14 protein-coding genes are annotated in these 22,170 nt (G+C 64.8%); 5 read left to right on the top strand and 9 right to left on the bottom strand.

Translation table 11 applies throughout. The features are described from left to right. Nucleotides 1-113 precede the first annotated feature (113 nt). A complete protein-coding gene (locus F8197_RS17725; RefSeq protein WP_152883024.1) occupies nt 114-1,427 on the top strand; it encodes an MFS transporter in 1,314 nt (437 codons plus the stop codon). Here F8197_RS17725 and F8197_RS17720 read toward each other — a convergent pair. Further along, a complete protein-coding gene (locus F8197_RS17720) occupies nt 1,404-3,965 on the bottom strand; it encodes a chemotaxis protein CheW (RefSeq protein WP_152883023.1) in 2,562 nt (853 codons plus the stop codon). The genes F8197_RS17725 and F8197_RS17720 overlap by 24 nt on opposite strands. A 160-nt stretch (nt 3,966-4,125) precedes the next feature. Continuing rightward, the gene (locus tag F8197_RS17715) at nt 4,126-4,428 is read right to left on the bottom strand and encodes a PsiF family protein (RefSeq protein WP_152883022.1); all 303 of its coding nucleotides are present in this window, start codon (nt 4,426-4,428) and stop codon (nt 4,126-4,128) included. 195 nt (nt 4,429-4,623) lie between these two features. Here F8197_RS17715 and F8197_RS17710 point away from each other — a divergent pair, with 195 nt between their 5' ends. Then, nucleotides 4,624-5,583 (top strand): glycoside hydrolase family 43 protein, encoded by a 960-nt coding sequence (locus F8197_RS17710; protein WP_152883021.1) that lies wholly within the window; start codon nt 4,624-4,626, stop codon nt 5,581-5,583. Here F8197_RS17710 and F8197_RS17705 read toward each other — a convergent pair whose 3' ends face one another. From F8197_RS17705 to F8197_RS17685, 5 genes are all read right to left on the bottom strand, one after another. Next, the gene (locus F8197_RS17705; RefSeq protein WP_152883020.1) at nt 5,584-6,261 is read right to left on the bottom strand and encodes a type 1 glutamine amidotransferase domain-containing protein; all 678 of its coding nucleotides are present in this window, start codon (nt 6,259-6,261) and stop codon (nt 5,584-5,586) included. Nucleotides 6,262-6,298: 37 nt separating this feature from the next. After that, entirely contained in the window at nt 6,299-7,456 is a 1,158-nt protein-coding gene (locus tag F8197_RS17700; protein ID WP_056147062.1) for an iron-containing alcohol dehydrogenase, read from the bottom strand. A gap of 62 nt (nt 7,457-7,518) precedes the next feature. Next, nucleotides 7,519-8,139 carry a TetR/AcrR family transcriptional regulator gene (locus F8197_RS17695; protein WP_152883019.1) on the bottom strand — a complete coding sequence of 207 codons (621 nt, stop codon included), beginning with the start codon at nt 8,137-8,139 and terminating at the stop codon, nt 7,519-7,521. 54 nt (nt 8,140-8,193) lie between these two features. Further along, nucleotides 8,194-8,601, bottom strand: a complete 408-nt coding sequence (rnk, locus tag F8197_RS17690) for a nucleoside diphosphate kinase regulator (RefSeq protein ID WP_152883018.1) — start codon at nt 8,599-8,601, stop codon at nt 8,194-8,196. A gap of 306 nt (nt 8,602-8,907) precedes the next feature. Further along, nucleotides 8,908-11,457 carry a prolyl oligopeptidase family serine peptidase gene (locus F8197_RS17685; RefSeq protein WP_152883017.1) on the bottom strand — a complete coding sequence of 850 codons (2,550 nt, stop codon included), beginning with the start codon at nt 11,455-11,457 and terminating at the stop codon, nt 8,908-8,910. A 322-nt stretch (nt 11,458-11,779) separates the two neighbouring features. Between F8197_RS17685 and F8197_RS17680 the strand changes: the two genes are divergently transcribed. Further along, complete coding sequence (locus F8197_RS17680; RefSeq protein WP_152883016.1) at nt 11,780-14,605, top strand: Tat pathway signal sequence domain protein; 2,826 nt, start codon at nt 11,780-11,782, stop codon at nt 14,603-14,605. A 26-nt stretch (nt 14,606-14,631) separates the two neighbouring features. Beyond that, complete coding sequence (locus tag F8197_RS17675) at nt 14,632-16,509, top strand: glycoside hydrolase family 2 protein (RefSeq protein ID WP_152883015.1); 1,878 nt, start codon at nt 14,632-14,634, stop codon at nt 16,507-16,509. On the opposite strand, the gene F8197_RS17670 is transcribed toward F8197_RS17675, so the two are convergent. Together F8197_RS17670 and F8197_RS17665 are read right to left on the bottom strand one after the other, a co-directional pair. Continuing rightward, nucleotides 16,510-18,027, bottom strand: a complete 1,518-nt coding sequence (locus F8197_RS17670) for a BCCT family transporter (protein WP_152883014.1) — start codon at nt 18,025-18,027, stop codon at nt 16,510-16,512. A gap of 107 nt (nt 18,028-18,134) precedes the next feature. Next, entirely contained in the window at nt 18,135-20,174 is a 2,040-nt protein-coding gene (locus F8197_RS17665) for a S9 family peptidase (RefSeq protein WP_152883013.1), read from the bottom strand. A gap of 323 nt (nt 20,175-20,497) precedes the next feature. Between F8197_RS17665 and F8197_RS17660 the strand changes: the two genes are divergently transcribed. Next, on the top strand, nt 20,498-22,144 hold the full coding sequence (locus F8197_RS17660) for a methyl-accepting chemotaxis protein (RefSeq protein ID WP_152883012.1): 1,647 nt from the start codon (nt 20,498-20,500) through the stop codon (nt 22,142-22,144). Nucleotides 22,145-22,170 lie beyond the last annotated feature (26 nt).

Raw genomic sequence — 22,170 nt, 5'->3', positions numbered from 1 at the left:
AATAGGCAAGCAACCCTGGCAAAAGCCAGGGAAATTACCGATTTACTTTACTAATGAAATACCTAATAATGGGCTGACAAAGTTCGTAAAACCATCGTCAACCCGAGGTAGCCATGTCAGCCATTCCTTCCAGTCTCCCCATTCCGCCGGCGCCTGCCGTGCCATCGCGCGCCGGCACCGTGTTCCGCGTTGTCAGCGGCAATTTCATGGAGATGTTCGACTTTTTCCTGTTCGGCTTTTATGCCAATGCCATTGCCGCCGCCTTCTTCCCGGCCGGCGACGAAGTGGCGTCGCTGATGATGACCTTCATGACCTTCGGCGCCGGCTTTTTGATGCGGCCCCTGGGCGCCATCATCCTCGGCGCCTATGTCGATCGCGTGGGCCGCCGCAAGGGCCTGATCGTCACGCTGGCGCTGATGGCAGCCGGCACGCTGCTGATCGCCTGCGTGCCCGGCTACGCCACCATCGGCTATGCCGCGCCGCTGCTGGTGCTCACCGGCCGCCTGTTGCAGGGCTTCTCGGCCGGCGTGGAACTCGGCGGCGTGTCGGTGTACCTGGCGGAGATGGCAACCCCGGGACGCAAGGGCTTTTATGTGAGCTGGCAGTCGGCCAGCCAGCAGGTGGCGATCGTGGTCGCCGCCGCGCTGGGCTTCGGCCTCAATCAACTGCTGGCGCCCACCCAGGTCGCCGAATGGGGCTGGCGTTTGCCGTTCTTTGTCGGCTGCATGATCGTGCCGGTGCTGTTCATGATCCGCCGCTCGCTGCAGGAAACCGAGGAATTCAAGAACCGCAAGCACCGCCCCGAGCTGCGCGAGATCTTCCGCTCGATGGTGGCCAACTGGGGCCTGATCGTCTCGGGCATGATGCTGGTGTCGATGACCACCGTGTCGTTCTACCTGATCACCGTGTACACGCCCACGTTCGGTAAATCGGTGCTGCACCTGAGTACAAGCGCGGCGCTGCTGGTCACGCTGTGCGTGGGCGTATCGAACTTTATCTGGCTGCCAGTGATGGGCGCGCTGTCCGACCGTGTGGGCCGTCGTCCGCTGCTGGTCGGCTGCACCGTGCTGGCCATCCTCACCGCCTGGCCGGCGTTGCACTGGCTGGTGCAGGCGCCCAGCTTTACGCGCATGCTGGAAGTGGAGCTGTGGCTGTCGTTCCTGTACGCCAGCTACAACGGCGCCATGGTGGTGGCGCTCACCGAGGTCATGCCCGTGGAGGTACGCACCGTGGGCTTTTCGCTGGCCTACAGCCTGGCCACCGCGATCTTCGGCGGCTTTACGCCGGCGGTAGCCACCGGTCTGATCGAGGCGACCGGCGACAAGAGTGCGCCGGGCTGGTGGCTCACCTTTGCCGCCGTGTGCGGCCTGCTGGCGACGCTGATGCTGTACCGTCGCCGCGCGTCAGGTTCGCAGCCGCAAAGCTAGCCGTTCCAGGTCGATCTCCTCGATCAGCAGGTGGCCGCCGTTGGCCTTGATCAGGCGCGGCGCCAGCGCCTGGGCGCCGGCGCCCATGGGCGAGGCGGTCAGCGCATCGCTGGAAAACTGCTGCACCGAGTGCAGGTCGTCCACCACCAGGCCGATAGTGCCCGCGCCGAATTTGACCAGCATCACCTGGCTGTTGTCGGTGATGACGGCGGCGCGGCCAGTAGCCAGCAGCGCCAGGTCGAACACCCACACGAACTGCTTGCTGCCGCCGCCCGGCGCCACGTCGAGCATGCCCACCCGCGCCCGGTGGTTGCCGGGCGCCCGCTGCACGCGCGCAAACGGCACCGCTTCCTGGACCGTCCGCGCCGGGAGCGCCATCAGCGCGCCGCCGGCGTGGAAGATGGCGTAGTCAGTCCCGGTCCCGGTACCTGCTCCTTCTGCGCCTTCCATTTGTTCCACCTGCACCGCCTGCGCGCCCAGCGCCGCCAGTTCGCGCGCATCGCGCACCGGCCCGAACGACTCGAGCAGCAGCGCCAGCACCGGCTGCTCCACGCCCGCGCCGGTACGGAATTCCCGGTAGCCAGCTGCGCGCGAGCAGGCCGCGATCACGTACTGGCCGTCGTGCTCCATCATCAGCGCGCCGCTGCTGCGGCCATTGCGGTCGGCCGCCGCCAGCAGCGCAGCCAGTTGCGTGGCCGGCAGCGCCAGCGTGGCGCCCGGAGGGTGGGCGGCGTCGGTGCTGGCCAGTACCTGCCGCTCCGGCGTGATGAAGTACGCGTGCATATTGCGCCGTCCCGCCACACCGCTGTGCAGCATATTGGCCAGCTCCGGTCCCGCATCGAACACCACGCCGATGCCGCCCACCACGTTGGCCGCCTGCTCCGGGTGGCGGATGGCGGCGTGATAGATGAAGGTGGGCGCGCCATCGTACAACGCCGACGGCGCGAACCGTTGCACGTGGTGATCGAGTTCGCTGCGCAGCGCGCAGACGCGGCCCAGGGTGTCGGCATCGACGTGGGTGCACGGCAGCGGCCCGGCGCCGGTGGCCGCGACGATGCGGCCCTGGCGGTCGTACACGAACAGCCGTGCATACACCGTGTACAGGCGGTTGATGTGGAGCAGCACCGTTTTGATGGCGTCGTCGTCGCCGCCCTCGGTCAGGCCGCGCCGCAACTGGGCGGTGAGCGCCCACCAGCGGCAGTCGTTGGCGCGCTCGTACAGGTTGCGGTCCAGCATATCGACCAGCAGTTGCGAGGTCAGTTCGGCCTGGCTGATGCTGGCCGCCAGCACGGTCTGGTACAGGTCGCGGATCGAGCGCGAGAACAGCGCATCGCTGCGCGCGCCGGTGCCGCTGATCTGGTCGAGGATGGTGTTGAGGCGGCTGTTGTTACCACCACTGCCGTTGCCTTCGGTGTGGCTGGTCACCTTGCCGTTCCAGACGATGCGGCCGATGGTGCGGGTGGTGCGCGTGACGGCGGTCATCAGCTCGTGCAGCGGCGGGCTGAAAGCTTGCGCATGCGACAGCAGTCCCTGCACCAGTTGCGCATCGGCGCCTTCGATCACGTCGGCGCCGCTGTCGCGGAAGGCCAGGTCCAGCGGCACCATCAATTGCGCCTTCCAGCCGGTGGGGCCGGGGTAGCCCTGGTAGTCGTTGCAGCCGAAGGTTTGCACCAGGTATTCGCGGCCGCCGAACAGCAATGGCCGGGCCGCGCCGCCGGCGCCTTGCGTGTTGACCGGCACCCGCACGCCGGCCGGTATCCACAGCGGATCGGCGCTGCTGACCACGCGGTTGTCGGCGTCGAGCAGCAGCATGTTGGCGCGGTGCGACGGATCGCGGTAGGCGCTGAAGATGGCGTCCATCTCCTGCTCGAAATTGAAGCACAGGCACAGCACGCCGACCACCGCGCCGCTGCGCGGATCGCGCATGCGGTGCGAGTACACCAGCGCGCGCGATTTGGCCGGCCGCAGGTCGGTGGCGCGGAAGGTTTCCACGTAGCCGTCGGCGGCCAGGGTGGCGGCCAGCAGCGGATCGAGGCTGCGCGCCACCGGCGTGGTCATGTCGGCCTGCACCAGCACCCGACCGCCGGTATCGAGCAGCAGGATTTCATCGTACACCGTGTACTTGTCGCGGTAGGCGGCCAGGCGCCGGCGCGCGGCGTCGAGGCTGGCGCGATGGTGGTCATGACCGCTGTCGTCGGCAACGTCCGCGACAAAGGTGCACAGGTCGGCGTCGGTGGCCAGGAAGCCGACATCGGCGGTGCGCTCGAACAGGTTGCGCACCAGGATGTCGATGGCGTACCGGGCCTGTGTGCCGAGGTTGGCCAGCACCTGGTTGACCTTCTCTTGCACCAGGTTGGCGATCAATGCCTGTTCCAGGTGCGCGAAACCGGTGCGCGTGGCCACCATGGCGGGCAGCAGCAGGCGCGCCTCGGCCGGGCAGTTCATCTTGGCAGACGACTCGATAAGTTGCCACATCTGATTGAGTTCGCGCAGCGACAGCTCGCAGCGCGCAACGTCCGGCATGTAGGGTAAAAACATGTCCGAACGCGGTAAAGGATTTGCGTTCATTACTTTTGGTCGATCACAAAAAGTATGTCCTATGCAATTTTCGTGCCAGTGAGGCAATTTCAAGTGCAAAAAAACGCCACCCGGTGCTGGTTGCACGGGGTGGCGTCTCGGACCTCATCAGGAAGTGCGCTTACTTGGCGCTCAGGCAGGCTTTCATGAACACCTTGCGTTCGTCGCCTTTTTTGCCGACGGCGTCGTTATTGCACTTTTTCATTTTGTTCTGCTGGCTGAGCGGGATTTCCGGTTCGACCGCGACGACCGGCGCCGGCTTGGCACTCAGGCACTGTTTCATGAAAGCCTTGCGCTCATCGCCTTTCTTGCCCGTGGCTTCGGCGTTACAGGTTTTCATCTTGTTTTGCTGGGCGGTAGGCTCGGCAGCAGACGCCGCACCGCCAAACGCCAGCAGCATGCCGGCAACGAACAGCTTTTTCATGGGTGACCTCGCTCAAAAAGGGAAGCAACGGGAAGGTGCAGCCAGATCACTATACGCCGGTTGTTTATGCGTGGCAAAACATTATGCGTGTCTAGACAACGCTCAGCGGGATGAGTATTTCTGGTGCTGTGCGCGTGGTAACTTGCGGTTGCGCTGATATCCACACACGGGAGACGTAAATTGATGAAGAAATGCATGCTGGCCGTACTGATGGCCCTGGGCAGTGCCGCCGCGCAGGCGGGCAACCCGCTGGTGACCGACAAGTTCACGGCCGATCCGGCCACGCTGGTCGATAACGGCCGCGTGTACCTGTACGCGGGCCGCGACGAAGCGCTGCCGCCGCCCGAGGGCACCAAGTACGTGATGAACGAGTGGCTCGTGTATTCCACCTGCGACATGCAGAACTGGACCGCGCACGGCACCGCGCTGCGCTACGACGTGTTCGCATGGGCGAGCGGTTCGGCCTGGGCCAGCGACATCATCAAGCGTGACGGCAAGTACTGGTTCTTTGCCACCGTGACCGAGCGCAGCGCCAAGGCCAAGGCGATCGGCGTGGCCGTGGCCGACAGCCCGCTGGGACCGTTCCGCGATGCCATCGGCAAGCCGTTGATTACCAACAGCATGACCTTGCAGACCGATATCGGCTGGGACGACATCGATCCCGGCGTGTTCATCGACGACGATGGCCAGGCGTGGATGTTCTGGGGTAACCAGGTGCTGAAATACGCGAAAATCAAGCGCAATATGATCGAACTCGACAGCCAGATTTACACTGATGGCCTGCCGCAGTTTACCGAGGCGCCGTATGTCCACAAGCGCAACGGCATCTACTATTTGTCGTACTCGCGCGATTGGCCCGAGTACACCGTGTATTCCACCAGCGACAAGATCACCGGGCCGTGGCGCTATCGCGGCAAGATCATGGACAAGAATCTCAAGACCGGCACCGTGCACCACGCGTTCGTGGAATTCAACGGCAAGTCCTACATCGTCTATCACAACGCCGAATTGCCGGGCGGCGGCGAGTACCGCCGCTCGGTTGCGGTTGAAGAATTTACGTATAACGCCGACGGCACGATTCCGTTCATTCCGCAAACCACCGCCGGCCCCGCCGCCAATCCGACGGCGGCGTGCAAGCCGGCCAAGCAAGGCTGATCAGGCCAGCAGCTTGAGCAGCGCCTCGGCGGCTGCTTCCGACGAAGCCGGATTCTGGCCGGTGATCAACAGGCCATCGGTGATCGCATACGGCTGCCAGTCGCCGAGCTTGGAGTACTCGCCACCGTTTTGCTTGAGCATGTCTTCCACCAGGAACGGCACGATATGGGTCAGGCCCACCGCTTCTTCCTCGGTGTTGGTAAAGCCGGTGACTTTCTTGCCCTTGACCAGCGGCGAGCCGTCCGGGGCCTTCACGTGGCGCAGCACGCCCGGTGCGTGGCACACGGTAGCAACCGGTTTGCCGGCGGCGATCATGGCTTCGATCAGCGCGATCGAATCGCGGCTTTCGGCCAGGTCCCACAGCGGGCCGTGACCGCCCGGGTAGAACACGGCATCGAAATCTTCCGCTTTCACGTCAGCCAGTTTGCCGGTATTGGCGAGTACGGCTTGCGCCTCCGGGTCGGCCTTGAAGCGCTTGGTCGCTTCCGTTTGCGCATCGGGTTCGTCGCTTTTCGGGTCGAGCGGCGGCTGGCCGCCGGCTGGCGACACCACCGTCAGCTTGGCGCCGGCGTTTTTCAGCGTGTAATAAGGTGCGGCGAATTCTTCCAGCCAGAAACCGGTTTTTTTGCCGGTGTCGCCCAGTTGGTCGTGCGAGGTCAGTACCATCAGAATGTTCATTGTGTGTCCTTGGTCGTGAATGGGTTGGTGGGTTGGTTCAGAGTGCTGCTTGCAAAATCTGGCGGCTGCGCGCCAGGTCGATATCGCGGTGCTCGCCCAGCGCGGTCATGCCGTGCGCTTGTAACTGTTTCAGAACGGCTTCCACGGCGTCGTCGCCCAGCTGGTAGGCGGACAGGCGGGTAGGAATGCCCAGGCCCTCGAAGAAGGCGCGGGTGCGGGCGATGGCGGCGTCGATGCGCTGGTCGTCGGTGCCTTCGTTGATGCCCCACACGCGTTCGCCAAACTGTAGCAGCTTGCCGCGTTTTTGCTCGCGCTGTACATCGAGCAGGGCGGGCAGTACCAGGGCCAGGGTGCGGGCGTGGTCGATGTCGTACAAGGCGGTCAGTTCATGGCCGATCATGTGGGTGGCCCAGTCCTGCGGTACGCCGGCGCCGATCAGGCCGTTCAGCGCCAGGGTGGCGGTCCACATCAGGTTGGCGCGGGTTTCGTAATCGTCCGGGGTGGCCACCGCCTGCGGGGCGATTTCCACCAGGGTTTGCAGCAAGCCTTCGGCAAAGCGGTCCTGCACTTTGGCATTGACGGGGTAGGTCAGGTATTGCTCGGTGGTGTGGACAAAGGCATCGACCAGGCCATTGGCGACCTGGCTGGTCGGCAGCGTGAACGTCTTGCGCGGATCGAGGATGGAAAACGCCGGGAACAGCAGCGCATGGCGGAAGGCCAGCTTGGATTGGGTGGCCTTGTGCGTGACCACGCCGCCGTTGTTCATCTCGGAACCGGTGGCCGGCAAGGTCAATACCGAGCCGAAGGGCAGGGCGCGTTGCACGTTGGCGCCGCCTTGCCGGGCGATGTCCCATGGCTCGCCGTCGAACAAGGCGGCGGCGGCCACGAACTTGGTGCCGTCGATGACGGAACCGCCACCGACTGCCAGCAGGAAGTCGATTTTTTCTTCGCGCACCAGGTGGACCGCGCGCATCAGGGTTTCGTAGCTGGGGTTCGGTTCGATGCCGCCGAACTCGCGCACGGTGCGTTCGCCCAGGGCGGTGCGCACTTCGGCCAGGGTGCCGGTTTTTTCGGCACTGGCGCCGCCGAACAGGATCAGCACGCGGGCGTCAACGGGGACCAGGGTGGCGAGCTTGCCGACGGTGTCGGCGCCAAAGACGATCTTGGTCGGGTTATGGAATTCAAAATTTTTCACGGAATAGCTCCTTATTATTAGACTGGTCGTCTAGAATCGGTGTCAAAAAAACGCGGACGACATCATCCGCGCAGGGGATACGATGCTGGCGCCAGGTGCAGCAGGCCCAGCGTGGCGTGCCAGGCCGAATTCAACGCACTCGGCTCGCGCCGCAGCTTGGTGAGCATGGCCGCGCCCAGCCACAGCTGGTACAGCGTTTGCGCCGTCTGCGCTGCGTCTTGCACGACTGGCAGCGAACCGTCCGCCACGCCATGGTCGATGGCGACCGCCAGGCGGGCGATGATGTGGTCGGTGCCATCGCGCAGGGCGACCCGCATCGGCTCGGACATATCCGCCACCTCGCTGCCGAGCTTGACTACCAGGCAGCGGCAATTGCAGCTGTCGGCACTCTCGGTGGCGTCGCTGAACCAGCTGTCCCAGTAGGCCATCAGGCACTGCGCCGCCGGTTTGCCGATTTGCCCCAGCAGGCCGTCCATGTGCACCAGGTACTGCGCCACGTAATCGGCCAGCAGCGCCTCGCCAAATAATTCCTTCGACTTGAAGTAATGGTAGAAGGAGCCCTTGGGCACAGCCGCCGCCGTCAGGATCTCGTTCAGGCCCACGCCGGCAAAACCCTTGCGGGTAATGATGGCCTTGCCCTGGTCAAGGATGTGCTGGCGGATGTCAGTGTATTCGGCTTTCATGAAACGTAGTCTAGCACAATTAGACCAGTCGTCTAGTATTTTCTTTGGCGCACTTCAGCGGAAGATTTCGCCAGCGCGTTCCGGCTGGTAGGGAATATCGACAATGCGCAGGCTGGTGGTCTGGCCGTCGGCCAGGGGCCAGTCGATGCGATCGCCCACGGACAGGCCCAGCAGCGCGGTGCCGATCGGGGTCAGGATCGAGATGCCGTCGTCGAGTTCGGCCATGTCTTTCGGGTACGCCAGGGTCAGGCACAGTTGCTGCGGTGGCTGTTCGATGTCGAACCGCACCTGCGAGCGCATGGTGACCACGTTCGGTGGCATCTGCTCCGGTTCCACGACCCTGGCGCGCCCCAGTTCCGCCAGCAGGCGGGCGTTGGCATTGGCGGTGGCGACGGGCAGGGCGTCGAACAACGCTTCCAGGCGTTCGATGTCGAGCGACGAGACGGTAATCTGAGGATGCATGATGGCTCCAGTTTATTAAGGGACGTGCGTGGGTGATCCGGTGGACCTGTGTCCACGGGCGGTCTTGCGGTCGAGCGGGGGCGGTGAGGTGGCTCGGCAGGCAGGTGAACCGGAAGGTTCTTGCTTACCGAGCGACGAAAAGGCGGGCGAGGTCCCTGGCCGGCACGGCAAAGCGTGCGGCCGCAGGCAACGCACTCCGGGAGGGAGACGTGCGGTTGCAGTGGACAGGGAGGCGCCGGGTGTTCATGGGAAGAGTATATACCGTTTCCCGCCCCGGATGAACCGGGACGGGATTTGCCGCAAACCTTAGTTGGCTGCGGCGCTGGCAGGTGCAGCCGCCGGTGCGTTTTTCACGTACTTGTCGAACCAGCGCAGCATTTCATACACCAGCTGTTCGTTCGACTCGCGCGCCGCGTACCAGTGCGGCTCGTGCGGCAGCATCACCAGGCGGGTGACGCCGCCGTTGCCGCGGATCGCCTCGTACAGCTTGGTCGATTGCAGCGGGGTGGTACCCGGGTTGGCGTCGTCGCCGCCGTGCACGATCAACAGTGGCGTTTTGAGCTTGTCGGCGTAGAAGAAGGTCGAGACCTTGGTGTACACGTCCGGCGCTTCCCATACCGAGCGGCGCTCGTTCTGGAAACCGAATGGCGTGAGCGACTTGTTGTACGAGCCGCTGGTGGCCGCGCCGGCGCGGAACAGGTCCGAGTGCGCCAGCAGGTTGGCCGTCATCAGCGCGCCGTGGCTATGGCCGGTCACGCCCACGCGGGCCGGATCGGTCACGCCCAGGCGCACCGCTTCGTCCACCGCCGCCTTGGCGTTGGCTACCAGCTGCTCGGTGTACGTGTCGTACGCCTTGCGCGGGTCGCCCACGATCGGGAAGGCGGCGCTGTCGATGATGGCGTAGCCCGACAGCAGCAGCAGGCGGTACTGGCGCAGGCGGGTGAACGTCGCTTGCGAACCGGTGGTCTGGCCGGCCTGCGAGGCGTCCGCGTAGTCGAGCGGATAGGCGTTGAGAATGGTCGGCAGGCGCGTGCCTTCCTTGTAGCCGGGCGGCGTGTACAGCGTGAACGACAGATCGACGCCATCGGCGCGCTTGTACTTCACCAGGCGCTTCTGGATCTCGCGCACTTGCGGCGCGGTGTCTTTCAGGTGCGTGAGCGGTGCGCTCGACGAATCGAACGCCGCTTCGCCCTTGACCGCGCCGGCCGCCGGTGCGCCCACGGTGCGCAGCAGCGCGTTCGGGGTGTCGGTGGTGGACTGGTACCAGGTCAGCAGGCGACGGGTGTCGTTGCCGGCAAAGCCGATGAACTGTTCATACGAGGTTTTACCGCTGCGGAACAGGCGCTCCGACTGCTGCGTGCCCAGGCTGAATTTGTCGAGGAACGGACGGTCGCCATCGGGCGACGAGCCCATGCCCGACAGGTAGATGGTGTCGCCGTCCTGGCGGATGACCCACGAACCGTTGGCCAGCTGGCGGCGCACCGGGTTGCCCGGATTCGCATATTTTTCGTCGGCCGACATATCCCACACCAGGCGGCGCGAGTTTTTCGCGTCATCGACATTGAGCTGCCAGGTGCGGCGCCATTTGCGGTTGACGTCGTAGTCGCTCAGCAGCGCGGTGCCGGCGTTTTCGCTCCAGGACAGGCCGGCGTAACGCTGCTCGGTGCGGGTGATTTCCACCGGCGCGCCGGTGAACGGGGCCTTCAGCATGACCAGCTTGTCGCGCTCGGCCGCTTTCACTTTCGGATCGCCGCCATCGAGCGCCTCGGCCCACACCAGCGTGGCCGCGTCGGTCGGACGCCAGGTGAAGTTGCGCGGGCCGGTCGGCACGCCGCGATTCGGCACGCGGTCGGCCAGCGGCAGCGCGGCGATTTCACGCACGACCGGGTTGGCGCCTGGTTTTACGCCACGCAGGTCCCACAGGTCGATCTGCTTGGGGAAGCGGTCGAAGGTGGTCACGTACGAGTACGGCGGACGGATTTCGGTGACCACCACGTGGCGGCTGTCCGGCGCCACGCTCAGCTCTTCGTACAGGCCCGGTTTGCCCACATTGGTGATCTTGCCGGTGGCGGCATCGACCAGCGCCAGTTGGGAGGTGCCGTAGTAGTTGAACAGCGATTCGTCGTAGCGGTTGCGCAGCGTGTCGCGGTTTTCATAGGTGCTGCTCTGGCCGGTGCCGCCGATCGATTCCTGGATGCCGGGGCCGGCCGAGCCGGGAGCTTCCACCGGCGGGGCCTTGTTGCCGGTGACCAGTTTGACCAGCAGGGTTTTCTGGTCGGGCATCCATTGCACCTGGTCGCCGAACATCTGGTTCAGGCGTACGCCAGGCAGGCGGCGCACGGCGCCGGTTTTGGCGTCGCCCACCCACAGCTCGACCGCTGCGGTGGTGATGTTTTCAAACGCAAAGCGCTGGCCGTCGGCGCTCCAGACCGGGCGGCGCGGGCAGGCGTCGGCCGGCAGCTTGACGGCGGTTTGCTTGCCGTCGGCAACCTGCACCAGGTCGATCGCGCTCACGCACGGTGGAATCCCGTAGCCGCCCGGGGTATCGTGCTGGCTGTGGTTGCCCGGTTCGATACGCACGCCGGCCAGGCGCAGGAACGGCGTGGCCACCTTGGCGATCGACGGGAAGTCCTGCATGGTGACGAGCATCAGCTTGTCGCGGGTGGGGCTCAGCGATGGCACCGGCGGTGGCGGCGCGCGCATGACGTCGAGGATTTCCTTCGGCGGCTGGTTGTAAGCCGACGCGGTGGCAGCGCTGGCTGGCGTGGCGGTGGTGGGCGCTGCCAGCGCGCCCGAGGTCATGCCGACTGCGAGCGTGGTGCTCACGAGGCCGCGCAACAAGTATTTACCCTGCATGGTGTTTCTCCATTTTTTATCGAACTTATTTAACGAACTGAATCGTCGAACTGCCTCGATGCGCCGACAGGATCGCCGCCCGCGCATGTGCAGCGGAACATTAGGCCATGAAAATATTTCATCGGCAATATCAAATCTCCGTGAGAAATCTTTTGCTACAAATCTCCCCTTCGAGGTAGCACCCCAGCAACGTTTTATCGCCCTACATCTGCCGGGTGACTAAAAGTGTGCAAGCTTGTGATTATTTGGCGGTGTAATGATCACCGTCGGCACAGCAGCCCTATACTCGCTTTAATACTAATATTTCAGCGAGACACGTTCCATGACGACCTTCATTACGTCGCGCCGGCAGTTCATGCAGTCGGCTGCCAGTGCCGCCGTGTTGACCACCTTGCCATCGCTGGTGCTGGCCGCCACCGCCAACGATGGCAGCAAGCCGCGGCCGGTGGCCGACACCGTGCTGCGCTGGCTGGACGGCGCGGCGCCGGCCCGGTTCGACGGCGCCACGCTGGGCGTGCCGTGGCCGCGCGGCGCGCTGCGCGCACCCGCCAAGGGGGTGTTGCAACTGCGCCTGGCGGGCGCCGGCGCACCGACCGTGCAATCGTGGCCGCTGGCGTACTGGCCCGATGGTTCGTTGAAATGGACCGCGCACGCGGTGGCGGCCAGTGCGCAAAGTGCCGGCGGCTCCGCTACCGCGAGTGTGGGTGCTGGTACTGCGGCGGCCGGCGTTCCGGCGGCCGGCAGTGCTGCCGAGGCCTGGCGCCTGGAGGCCGGCGCACCGGCAGCGGTTGCCGGCGCGGTAGCGGTCAGGCAGACCACCGCCCTGATCACCGTCACCGTCGGCCCCACCGTGTGGACCGTGCCGACCAGTGGCGAACACCTGATCGCCTCCGCCACCCGGGCCGGACGCACTATCGTGCAGGACGTGAAACTGCTGGCGCTGCGCCAGGACGGGCCGGAATCCGACGAAACCGGAACGGTAACCCGCCAGCGTTATACCAGCCGCGTGGAGCAGGTGACGGTCGAGCAGACCGGCCCCGTGCGCGCCACGCTCAAGCTCGACGGCAAACACAGTGGCAACGGGCGCGACTGGCTGCCATTCTCGGTCCGCCTGTATTTTTATGCCGGCGCCGAGAACGTGCGCATCGTCCACACCTTCATCTTCGACGGCAACGCCAAGCAGGATTTCATCGCCGGCCTGGCTGTCACCGCCAGGGTGCCGATGACGGACCCGGCCTACGACCGCCACATCCGCTACGCCGGTGAGGGCATTGGCGTGTGGGGCGAGGCCGTGCGGCCCGTCACCGGCCTGCGCCGCGATCCCGGCGATGCGTTCCGCGCCGCGCAGGTGGCCGGCCAGGCATTGCCGCCGCTGGCCGGCATGGCCAAGCCGGTGCAGGACGGCATGCAGTGGATCCCGCAGTGGAACGACTTTTCGCTCACGCAGCTCAGCGCCGACGGTTTTATCCTGCGCAAGCGGACGGCTGCCGGCCAGGCCTGGATCGATGTCAATGGCGGCACGTGCAGCAAGGGCCTGGCCTACGTGGGCGGCGCTTCTGGCGGCGTGGCGCTGGGCCTGCGCGACTTCTGGCAGCGCGCCACCACCCGCCTCGATGTACGCAACGCTGCCGGCGACATGGCCGACATCACCGCCTGGCTGTACTCGCCGTCGGCGCCAGCGCTCGACATGCGGCCGTACCGCGCCGTCAACGGCATGGACACGCACGACAAGCAGATCGCCGGCCTGAACATCATCTACGAGGATTACGAAGAAGGCTGGGACTCGGCCACCGGCGTGGCCCGCACCAGCGAGCTGCAACTGTGGGCCTTGAGCGCCACGCCATCGCACGATGCGTTTTCGCACATGGCCGAGCAGGTGGCCAATCCGGCGCGCCTGGTGCTGGCGCCCGAGCGCATCCACCAGTGCGCCGTGTTCGGCGACTGGGACGTGGTCGATACCGGCACGCCGGGCCGGCGCCTGCTTGAAGAAAAACTGTCCGCGCAGCTGGACCAGTACCTGCGCGAAGTGGAGCAGCACCGCTGGTACGGCTTCTGGAATTACGGCGACGTGATGCACGCCTACGACAACGACCGCCACATGTGGCGCTACGATATCGGCGGCTACGCCTGGGACAACTCGGAACTGTCCACCGACCTGTGGCTGTGGTACAGCTACCTGCGCACCGGCCGCGCCGACCTGTTCCGCATGGCCGAGGCGATGACGCGCCACACCGGCGAGGTCGATGTCTATCACCTGGGGCCCTTCAAGGGTTTCGGCACGCGCCACGGCGTGCAGCACTGGTCCGATTCGTCGAAGCAGCCGCGGGTGTCGAATGCCGCCTATCGCCGCATCTATTATTTCCTCACCGCCGACGAACGCGCCGGTGACCTGATGCGCGAACTGCTCGATTCCGACGCCGACCTGCACAAGGTCGATATCTCGCGCAAGCTGGCGCCCAATGCCGCCCGCGCCGCACCTGACGGCATGATCAATGCGTCGTTCGGCACCGTGTGGGGTTCGCTGATCGCGGCCTGGCTGGCCGAGTGGGAGCGCACCGGCGACACGCGCTGGCGCGACAAGATCGTCAACGGCATGCAGACCATCGGCGGCATCAAACGCGGCTGGTTCGCCTCGGCCGCGCCGTACGACCCGAAGACCGGCAAGTTCGGCGGCGCCGGCGACTACTTCCAGTTCTCGAATCTGAACGGCGTGTTCGGCGTGGTGGAAATGAATTCGGAACTGCTGGCGCTGGTGGACGTGCCGGCCTACCGCAAGACCTGGCTCGCTTACTGCCGCGCCTACAACGCGCCGAAGGAAGACCTGGTGGCGCTGCTGGGCCGCGATCCGGGCGGACGCGGTATGACCAACACCAATTCGCGCATGACCGCCTACGCCGCCTACCACGAACGTGACCGCACGCTGGCGCTGCGCACCTGGCGCGAATTCTTCGGCAACGACTTCGCCAGGAACGCCGCCCGCGACGCGCCGCGCCGCATCGACGGCACCGCCACCCTGCGCCCGCTCAACGAGCAGCCCAACATCAGCACCAACGGCTCGGCGCAATGGGGACTGGCCGCGATCCAGAACATGGCGCTGGTCGGCGACAGCCTCGACGAAGCGGCCCGCGCGGCCGGCCTGTTACGCTAACGATTAACGAGACCTTTTTGACGACCATGAAAAAAATCCTTATCGCCCTGTGCCTGGTACTCCACTTCGGACCGGCCGCTGCTGCTGCGACTGCAACGCCGCCCACCACCCACGCCGACCTGCGCCCGGCCGTGCTGCTGACCGCCTCGCAGTCGCGCGACAGCCAGGATTTATCGGGCCAGTGGACCTATTCGAAAGACCTGTATCGCACCGGTCTGAACGACATCAACGGCTGGGTGGCCAAGTCGCGCATGCAGCGGTACCGCGACATCGACATCGCCGCCCAGGAAGCCAAGGGTGGCGTCGAGTTCTTCGAATTCGACCTCGATCGCAGCGCGCAGATGAACATTCCCGGCGCCTGGAATGCGGCCACGCCCACCTTGCGCTACTACGATGGCCTGGTCTGGTTCCAGCGCAAGTTCAATGCGCGCAAGGAGCAGGGCAAGCGCGCCTTCCTGCGCTTCGAGGCGGTCAACTACCGCGCCTACGTGTACCTGAACGGCAAGGAAATCGGCCGCCACGAAGGCGGCTTCACGCCGTTCGTGCTGGAAGTGACCGACGCCCTGCGCGCCGGCGACAACCGCCTGACCGTCGGTGTCGATTCCACCCACGACGCGCAAACCATTCCCACCCCGATCACCGACTGGGACCTGTACGGCGGCATCACGCGCCCGGTACGCCTGATCACCACGCCCGCCACCTTTATCGACGACGCCACCGTGAGCCTGGGCCAGGACGGCCGCATCACCGGCGCCGTGCAGCTGCAAGGTGCGCAAGCGGCCGGGCAGGTGGTCAAAGTGGCGATCGGCGACCTGGCCACCGCCAGCGCCACCACCGATGCCAACGGCCGCGCCGTGTTCGCGCTGGCCGCACCGGGCAAGCTGCAACGCTGGTCGCCCGACAGTCCGAAGCTGTACGACGTGCGCTTTTCCACCGCGACCGATGCCATCCGCGACCGCATCGGTTTCCGCACCATCGCCGTCAAGGGCAACGAGATTCTGCTCAACGGCAAACCGATCTTCCTGCGCGGTATCTCGCTGCACGAAGAGGAGTTCGGATCGAACCCGGCGCGCAACATGACCGAACAGGCGTCGCGCGCGCTGCTCAACGAGATCAAGCACGGCTTGAATGGCAACTACGTGCGCCTGTCGCACTACCCGCACTCGGAAACCACGCTGCGCCTGGCAGACGAAATCGGCTTGCTGGTCTGGAGCGAAATTCCCGTGTACTGGACCGTTGATTGGGAAAACCCGGCCGTGCTGCACAAGGCCCTGGTGATGCAGGCCGAAACGATTTACCGCGACCGCAACCGCGCCGCTGTCGTGATGTGGAGCGTGGGTAACGAGACCCCGGTGTCGCCGGCGCGCACCGCCTTCCACAGCGCCATGGCAGATAACGTGCGCGCGCTCGATCCAACGCGCCTGGTCAGCGCGGCGCTGCTGGTCGAGCGCCACAAGGTGAACGGCGAAGAAGTGACCGAAATCCAGGACCCGTTGGCCGACAAGCTCGACGTGCTGGCCGTAAACACCTACGCCGGCTGGTACGGCGGCGACACGCTCGATGCGCTGCCCAACCTGAAATGGAAGCTGCCCACCGACCGGCCGCTGATCCTGTCTGAATTCGGCGCCGACGCGCTGGCCGGCTACCGCAACGACGGCATGAAGAAATTCACCGAGGAGTACCAGGCCGAGTACTACCGCCAGACCCTGGCGCTGGCCGAAAAACTGCCAACCCTGCGCGGGTTGTCGCCGTGGATCCTGAAAGACTTCCAGTCGCCACGGCGCGAACACCCGGTGTTCCAGAACGGCTGGAACCGCAAGGGCCTGATGTCGGAAACCGGCGTGCGCAAGCAGGCGTTCGGCGTGCTGGCCGATTACTACAACCGCAAGGCAGGAACCAAATAATTATTTGGACACCATCTGCCGTACCTTGCGCCGCAACTCCTTTTCGCGCCGGTCTTCGGCGATCCAGTCCTCGCGCATAGCGCGGTACAGCGATACCGCCATCATGACGATCACCAGCGAGAAGGGCAGCGCGAACAGGATGGTGGCCGTTTGCACCGCCTTCAGGCCGCCGGCGAGCAGCAGGCTGATGGCGATGCCCGCCACCAGCACGCCCCACATCACCTTGCTGCGGGCGGTGGGGTTCGGGTTCCCCCTGGCGCTCATCATGCCCAGGACTAGCACCGCCGAGTCGCCGGAGGTGACAAAGAAAATCACCACCAGCGCGGTGGCCACCACCGACATGATGGCGCCGAACGGCATGGCGTTAAACATGGTAAACAGCGCGGTGGACATATCGTCCTTGACAGCTTCTGCCAGCGGCACATGCTGCCAGATTTCCATGTACAGCGCGGTGCCGCCGAAGATCGAGAACCAGATGAACGCGGCCAGCGACGGCGCCAGCACAGTGCCGAGGATGAATTCGCGGATGGTGCGCCCGCGCGAGACGCGCGCGATGAACAGGCCTACGAACGGCGACCACGAAATCCACCAGGCCCAGTAAAAGATGGTCCAGGTGCCCACCCAGGTGCTGTCGCGGAACGGCGTGGCGCGCAAGCTCATGCGCACGATATCGTTGACGTAACTTCCCAGCGAGTTGGTGAGCGTGTCGATGATGGCCACCGTGGGGCCGAGGATGAACACGGCCAGCGCCAGTACGCCAGCCATGATCATGTTGGCGTTGGAGAGCAGCTTCACCCCCTTTTCCACGCCGCTCACCGCCGAGGCGATGAACATGCACGACGTGACGATGATGATCAGCACCTGGTTGCCATCGCTGATGTCGATGCCGAAGACCGCGTGCATGCCGCTGTTGATCTGCAGCGCCCCCACGCCCAGCGACGCGGCCACGCCGAATGCCGTGGCCACCACGGCGATGCCGTTGACCAGCGGCGAGAGTCGCTGCACGAAGCGCCACGGCAGCGCCTCGGTGACGGTGCTGATCAACGCGGTGCCGTTGCGGCGGTACTGGAAAAAGGCGATCGACAGCGCGACGATGGCGTACACGGCCCACGGGTGCACGCCCCAGTGGAAGAACACGTAGCGCATGGCGGCGTTGGCCGCTTCCGGGGTGCCGGATACCACGCCCGGCGGCGCCGAGCTGTAATGCGAGATCGGCTCGGCCACACCCCAGAACACCAGGCCGATGCCCATGCCGGCGGCAAACAGCATCGAGAACCAGCTGACCACGGAAAACTCGGGCTCTTCATCTTCGCCGCCGAGTTTGAGGTTGCCATAGCGGCTGAAGGCGGTGCACACGGCGAAAACCACCAGGCCCAGCACCACCCATAAATACAGCCAGCCGAAGTTGCGGGTGACGGCAGCGAGCAGGGTGTCGAACACCGCCGCCATGTGGTCGGGGGCGAGCACGCCCCACAGCACCACGCACAGGATAAATCCTGCGGAAAACAAGGTTTGCATGCGTTTCTCCGTGGAGCACCGGCATCCACGGCGGATGCCTCTCCAGTTATTCTACATGCAACAAATTTCCCTTGCTTTTCCGCATGAATTAACTGTTTAGCAAATATTTATTTCAGCGCCTCCACCAGCCCCGGTGCAAACTCGGCGCCATATTTCACCTGCGCGGTGGACGCCTTGATGGTGCCGCCGATCGGCTCGGCGCGCCCGCCCAGGCACTTGCCAAGGAAGTTCTCGGTCACCGCGTTGAAGGCGATATTGTTGACCGGCCGGGCAAAGCCGTGGCCTTCGTCCGGGAACTCCACGTAGGTTACCGGAATGCTCTTGGCCTTCATCGCATCGACGATCTGCACCGACTCGCGCACGTTCACGCGCGGGTCGTTGGCGCCCTGGCCGATCAGCAGCGGACGCTGGATGTCGGCGGCGAAGTTGAGCGGCGAGCGTTCCTTGAGCAGTGCTTTGCCTTCCTCGGTGGTGGGATCTCCCATGCGCTTGTAGAACTGCTGCTTGCCCGCTTCCCAGTACGGCGGAATGGTTTGCAGCAGCGTAAACAGGTTCGACGGCCCCACGATATCGACGCCGCAGGCAAACGTGGTGGGCGTGAACGCCAGCCCGGCCAGGGTGGCATAGCCGCCGTACGAGCCGCCCATGATGGCCACCTTGTCGCTGGTGGTGATGCCGTTCTTGACCGCCCAGTCCACCGCGTCGATCAGGTCGTCGTGCATCTTGCGGCCCCATTGCAGGTCGGCCGCCGAGATGAAATTCTTGCCGAAGCCGGTCGAGCCGCGGTAGTTCACCGACAGCACCGCGTAGCCGCGATTGGCCAGCCACTGGTGATAGCTGTTGTAGCCGTAGCGGTCGCGCGCCCACGGGCCGCCGTGCACCATCAGTACCAGCGGCACCGGTTTGCCGGCGCGGCCGGTGCCGTTGGCATCGACCGACTTGGGCAGGGTCAGGTACGACACCAGCGTCAGGCCGTCACGCGCCTTGATTTCCTGCGGATGCATGGCGGCCAGCGGCGCGCCTTCGAGTTCGGGCCGGCTCACGTACAACTTGCTGAGTTTTTTGGCCTTGCGGTCGTACAGCCAGGTGGACGAGGGCGCGGTGACCGGATCGACCGTGATCAGCCACTTGTCGTCGGCCTCGTTGCGCGAGCTGACGAAGAACTGGCCCTCGATGCTTTTCTTCAGGAAGGCCAGGTCGGCCTTCAGTGCGTCGGTGAGCGGCACATATTCCTGCTTCAGGTAATCGACGCCGTAGGCCAGCACGCGGCCGGTGCGCTTGTCGAGCAGCGCGTTGGAGATGTCGGCGCGCGGATCTTCGGCCACCACGGTGGTCTTGCCGCTGGCAACGTCCTGGGCCAGCAGCGCCGACGTATTGCGGTTGCGCGAGTCGGTCCAGTACAAGGTCTTGCCATCGGTAGTAAAGCCCAGCGGCGCCGTGGTCTGCGAATCGTCAAGTCCTACTTCGGTCACCGGCGTGGTCTCGATCTTGCCATCGACGATGCGGTAATAGGTGGCGCCGCCGTCGGCGCGCGCCTTGATGGTCAGGCGCAGCTTGAGCTGTTCGTCGGCCAGGAAGCCGGCGTAGCCGTCGTTCTGCTGCACCAGCGTCAGCTTGCCGGTTTTCAGGTCGAGGCTGTGGACGTCGTGCCACTTCGGATCGCGGTTGTTGATGCCGATGAGGATGCGGTCCTTGACCTTGCTGCTGATATTGACGATCTGCACCCGGGTTTTCTCGAACGGCGTGTAGTTGGTCTGCTTGCCCGAGACGACATCGACGCCATACAGCAGGAAGTTTTCATCGCCCCCCTTGTCCTGGATGAACAGCACCGTGTTCGAGTCCGGCGCCCAGAAGCTGCTGCGAATCGGCCGCGATTTTTCGTCGGTGAGCGGCTTCGCCTTCGTTAAATCACTGCTCGGCGCCACCCACACATTGAGCACGCCGTCGCGCGGTGCGATCCACGACAGCCACTTGCCGTCCGGGCTGATGTTGGCGCCGGACTTGCTGGCGTTGCCGAAGATTTTGGCGCGTTCAATCAGCGGAACCTCGGTTACTGCAGTGGTGGTCTGGGCATGGACGGGCAGGGCGCCGGCAAGCAGCATTGTAGGCAGAAGGGCAGGCAGGACTTTCAGGGCGATACGATTCATGGATACCTCGTCGAAGTGATGAAACGGTCAAACATGCCAGGTTTGCATGTGCCGAATGATGGTAGCGGTAATTGCCCGTTTCGGGGAATTCATGCGATGGACGGCAGACGGCGCGGCATGAATGGCAGAAATTCGGGAACGCGATAGCGTTGTTGCGATGCAAAATAATCACCGGGATTGACTCCGCATTCATTGCGCCATGTAAATTAAATGGTTAACATCGTTTGCGTGACACCACTGGTTGTCGTGTGCTGTCACTGCTAGTCTCTGCCCCAAAAATCGCCGGAGATTCACCATAAAACCAGATCGTGCAGGGAGAAGGTATGCGTATCCAGGATCTAAAAATTGGCACCCGGCTGGGTTTGTGCTTTGCGGCGGTGCTGTTGATGATGGCCGTGCAGTCGGTGGTGTCGATCGCCCAGATCAACGGTATCGGCGCGCGCAGCGAACAAATCGTCCACGAAGACATGGCAAAGGCCGACGCCGTGGCCCTGATCGACGCCACCACCCGCGCCAACGCCCGCTACACGATGGAACTGTTCATGGCGCCGGACCAGGCTTATGCAGACCGCGTGCGCGCCCGGATCGACGCCAACAAGAAGACCATCACCGATGCCGTCGCCGTGCTCGACGCCATGATCACGCGCCCGGAAGGGAAGGCCCTGCTGGCGCAGTTCAAGACCGACCGCGCCACTTATGTGCAGGCATTTTCCAAAGTGAGCGCCTTGCTGGCCGAGGGCAAGCGCGACGAAGCGACCGCCGCGCTGATGGGCACTACGTTGCCCTCGCTCGACGCCCTGCAGGCCACCATCGGCGGTTTGTCCAAGCTGCAAAAAGACATCGCCCACGGCGCGATGGCCGATATCGCCGCGCGCATCGCGTCCACCCGCCTGACCACTATCGTGCTGTGCGTACTGGCCCTGGTATGCGGCAGCGCCGGCGCCTGGCTGATCACGCGCTCGGTCACCCGCCCCATCGGCGCGGCCGTCACGCTGGCCGAAGCAGTGGCTGCCGGCGACCTGCGCACGCGCCATTACCAGCCCACGCGCGACGAAACCGGCCAGCTGCTGCACGCGCTGCACACCATGAGCGGCAGCCTGCAGCAGATTGTCGGCCGCGTGCGCGGCGGCACCGAGACCATCGCCTCGGCGTCGTCGCAGATCGCCAGCGGCAACCAGGATCTGTCGGCCCGCACCGAGCAGCAGGCCAGCGTGCTGGAAGAAACCGCGTCGTCGATGGAAGAACTCACGTCCACCGTGCGCCACAATGCCGACAATGCCCAGGAAGCGCGCCGCAAGGCGCAGACCGCGTCCGACGTGGCGGTGAAGGGCGGCGCCGTGGTCGCCAGCGTGGTCGATACCATGCAATCGATCCGCACGTCGTCGGGCAAGGTGGCCGACATCATCAGCGTGATCGACGGCATCGCCTTCCAGACCAACATCCTGGCCCTGAACGCGGCCGTGGAAGCAGCGCGCGCCGGCGAACAGGGACGCGGCTTTGCCGTGGTAGCCACCGAGGTGCGCAACCTGGCGCACCGTTCGGCCGCCGCCGCCAAGGAAATCACCACGCTGATTAACGCCTCGGTGCAGCAGGTGGGTGAGGGCAGCGCGCTGGTGGAAAAAGCCGGCCAGACCATGACCGAGGTGGTGGACAGCATCCGCGATGTCACCGTCATCATGGCCGACATCGCCGCCGCCAGCGCCGAGCAGGGCCAGGGCATCGAACAGATCAACCAGGCCGTCACCGAGATGGACACCGTCACCCAGCAAAACGCCGCACTGGTGGAAGAAGCGGCAGCCGCCGCAGAATCGATGCAGGAACAGGCGCGCGAGCTGGCGCAGATCGTCAGCCAGTTCCAGCTCGACGACGCTGGCCGGCCGGCTGGCACGGATGGTGCGCGTGGTGAGGTAGGTGGCGCCAGGAGCGCGGGCCGCATGGCCGCATCGTCGCGGGTAGCGCTGTCGGCCTGACCGTGCGGAGCGGTGCTTTCCCTGCC

Source organism: Duganella sp. FT27W (assembly GCF_009295655.1).
Classification (GTDB): Bacteria; Pseudomonadota; Gammaproteobacteria; order Burkholderiales; family Burkholderiaceae_D; genus Rugamonas; species Rugamonas zoogloeoides.
The sequence above is the reverse complement of the archived record's forward strand: the minus strand, read 5'-3'. Positions and strand labels throughout refer to the sequence as shown.

What these genes read in the sequence shown, in the direction of transcription:
- F8197_RS17705 (WP_152883020.1), bottom strand. Translation starts at nt 6,261, where the DNA reads ATGAACATTCTGATGGTACTGACCTCGCACGACCAACTGGGCGACACC.
- rnk (WP_152883018.1), bottom strand. Translation starts at nt 8,601, where the DNA reads ATGCATCCTCAGATTACCGTCTCGTCGCTCGACATCGAACGCCTGGAA.
- F8197_RS17710 (WP_152883021.1), top strand. Translation starts at nt 4,624, where the DNA reads ATGCTGGCCGTACTGATGGCCCTGGGCAGTGCCGCCGCGCAGGCGGGC.
- F8197_RS17695 (WP_152883019.1), bottom strand. Translation starts at nt 8,139, where the DNA reads ATGAAAGCCGAATACACTGACATCCGCCAGCACATCCTTGACCAGGGC.
- F8197_RS17660 (WP_152883012.1), top strand. Translation starts at nt 20,498, where the DNA reads ATGCGTATCCAGGATCTAAAAATTGGCACCCGGCTGGGTTTGTGCTTT.
- F8197_RS17685 (WP_152883017.1), bottom strand. Translation starts at nt 11,457, where the DNA reads ATGCAGGGTAAATACTTGTTGCGCGGCCTCGTGAGCACCACGCTCGCA.
- F8197_RS17715 (WP_152883022.1), bottom strand. Translation starts at nt 4,428, where the DNA reads ATGAAAAAGCTGTTCGTTGCCGGCATGCTGCTGGCGTTTGGCGGTGCG.
- F8197_RS17725 (WP_152883024.1), top strand. Translation starts at nt 114, where the DNA reads ATGTCAGCCATTCCTTCCAGTCTCCCCATTCCGCCGGCGCCTGCCGTG.
- F8197_RS17680 (WP_152883016.1), top strand. Translation starts at nt 11,780, where the DNA reads ATGACGACCTTCATTACGTCGCGCCGGCAGTTCATGCAGTCGGCTGCC.
- F8197_RS17675 (WP_152883015.1), top strand. Translation starts at nt 14,632, where the DNA reads ATGAAAAAAATCCTTATCGCCCTGTGCCTGGTACTCCACTTCGGACCG.
- F8197_RS17665 (WP_152883013.1), bottom strand. Translation starts at nt 20,174, where the DNA reads ATGAATCGTATCGCCCTGAAAGTCCTGCCTGCCCTTCTGCCTACAATG.
- F8197_RS17670 (WP_152883014.1), bottom strand. Translation starts at nt 18,027, where the DNA reads ATGCAAACCTTGTTTTCCGCAGGATTTATCCTGTGCGTGGTGCTGTGG.
- F8197_RS17720 (WP_152883023.1), bottom strand. Translation starts at nt 3,965, where the DNA reads ATGTTTTTACCCTACATGCCGGACGTTGCGCGCTGCGAGCTGTCGCTG.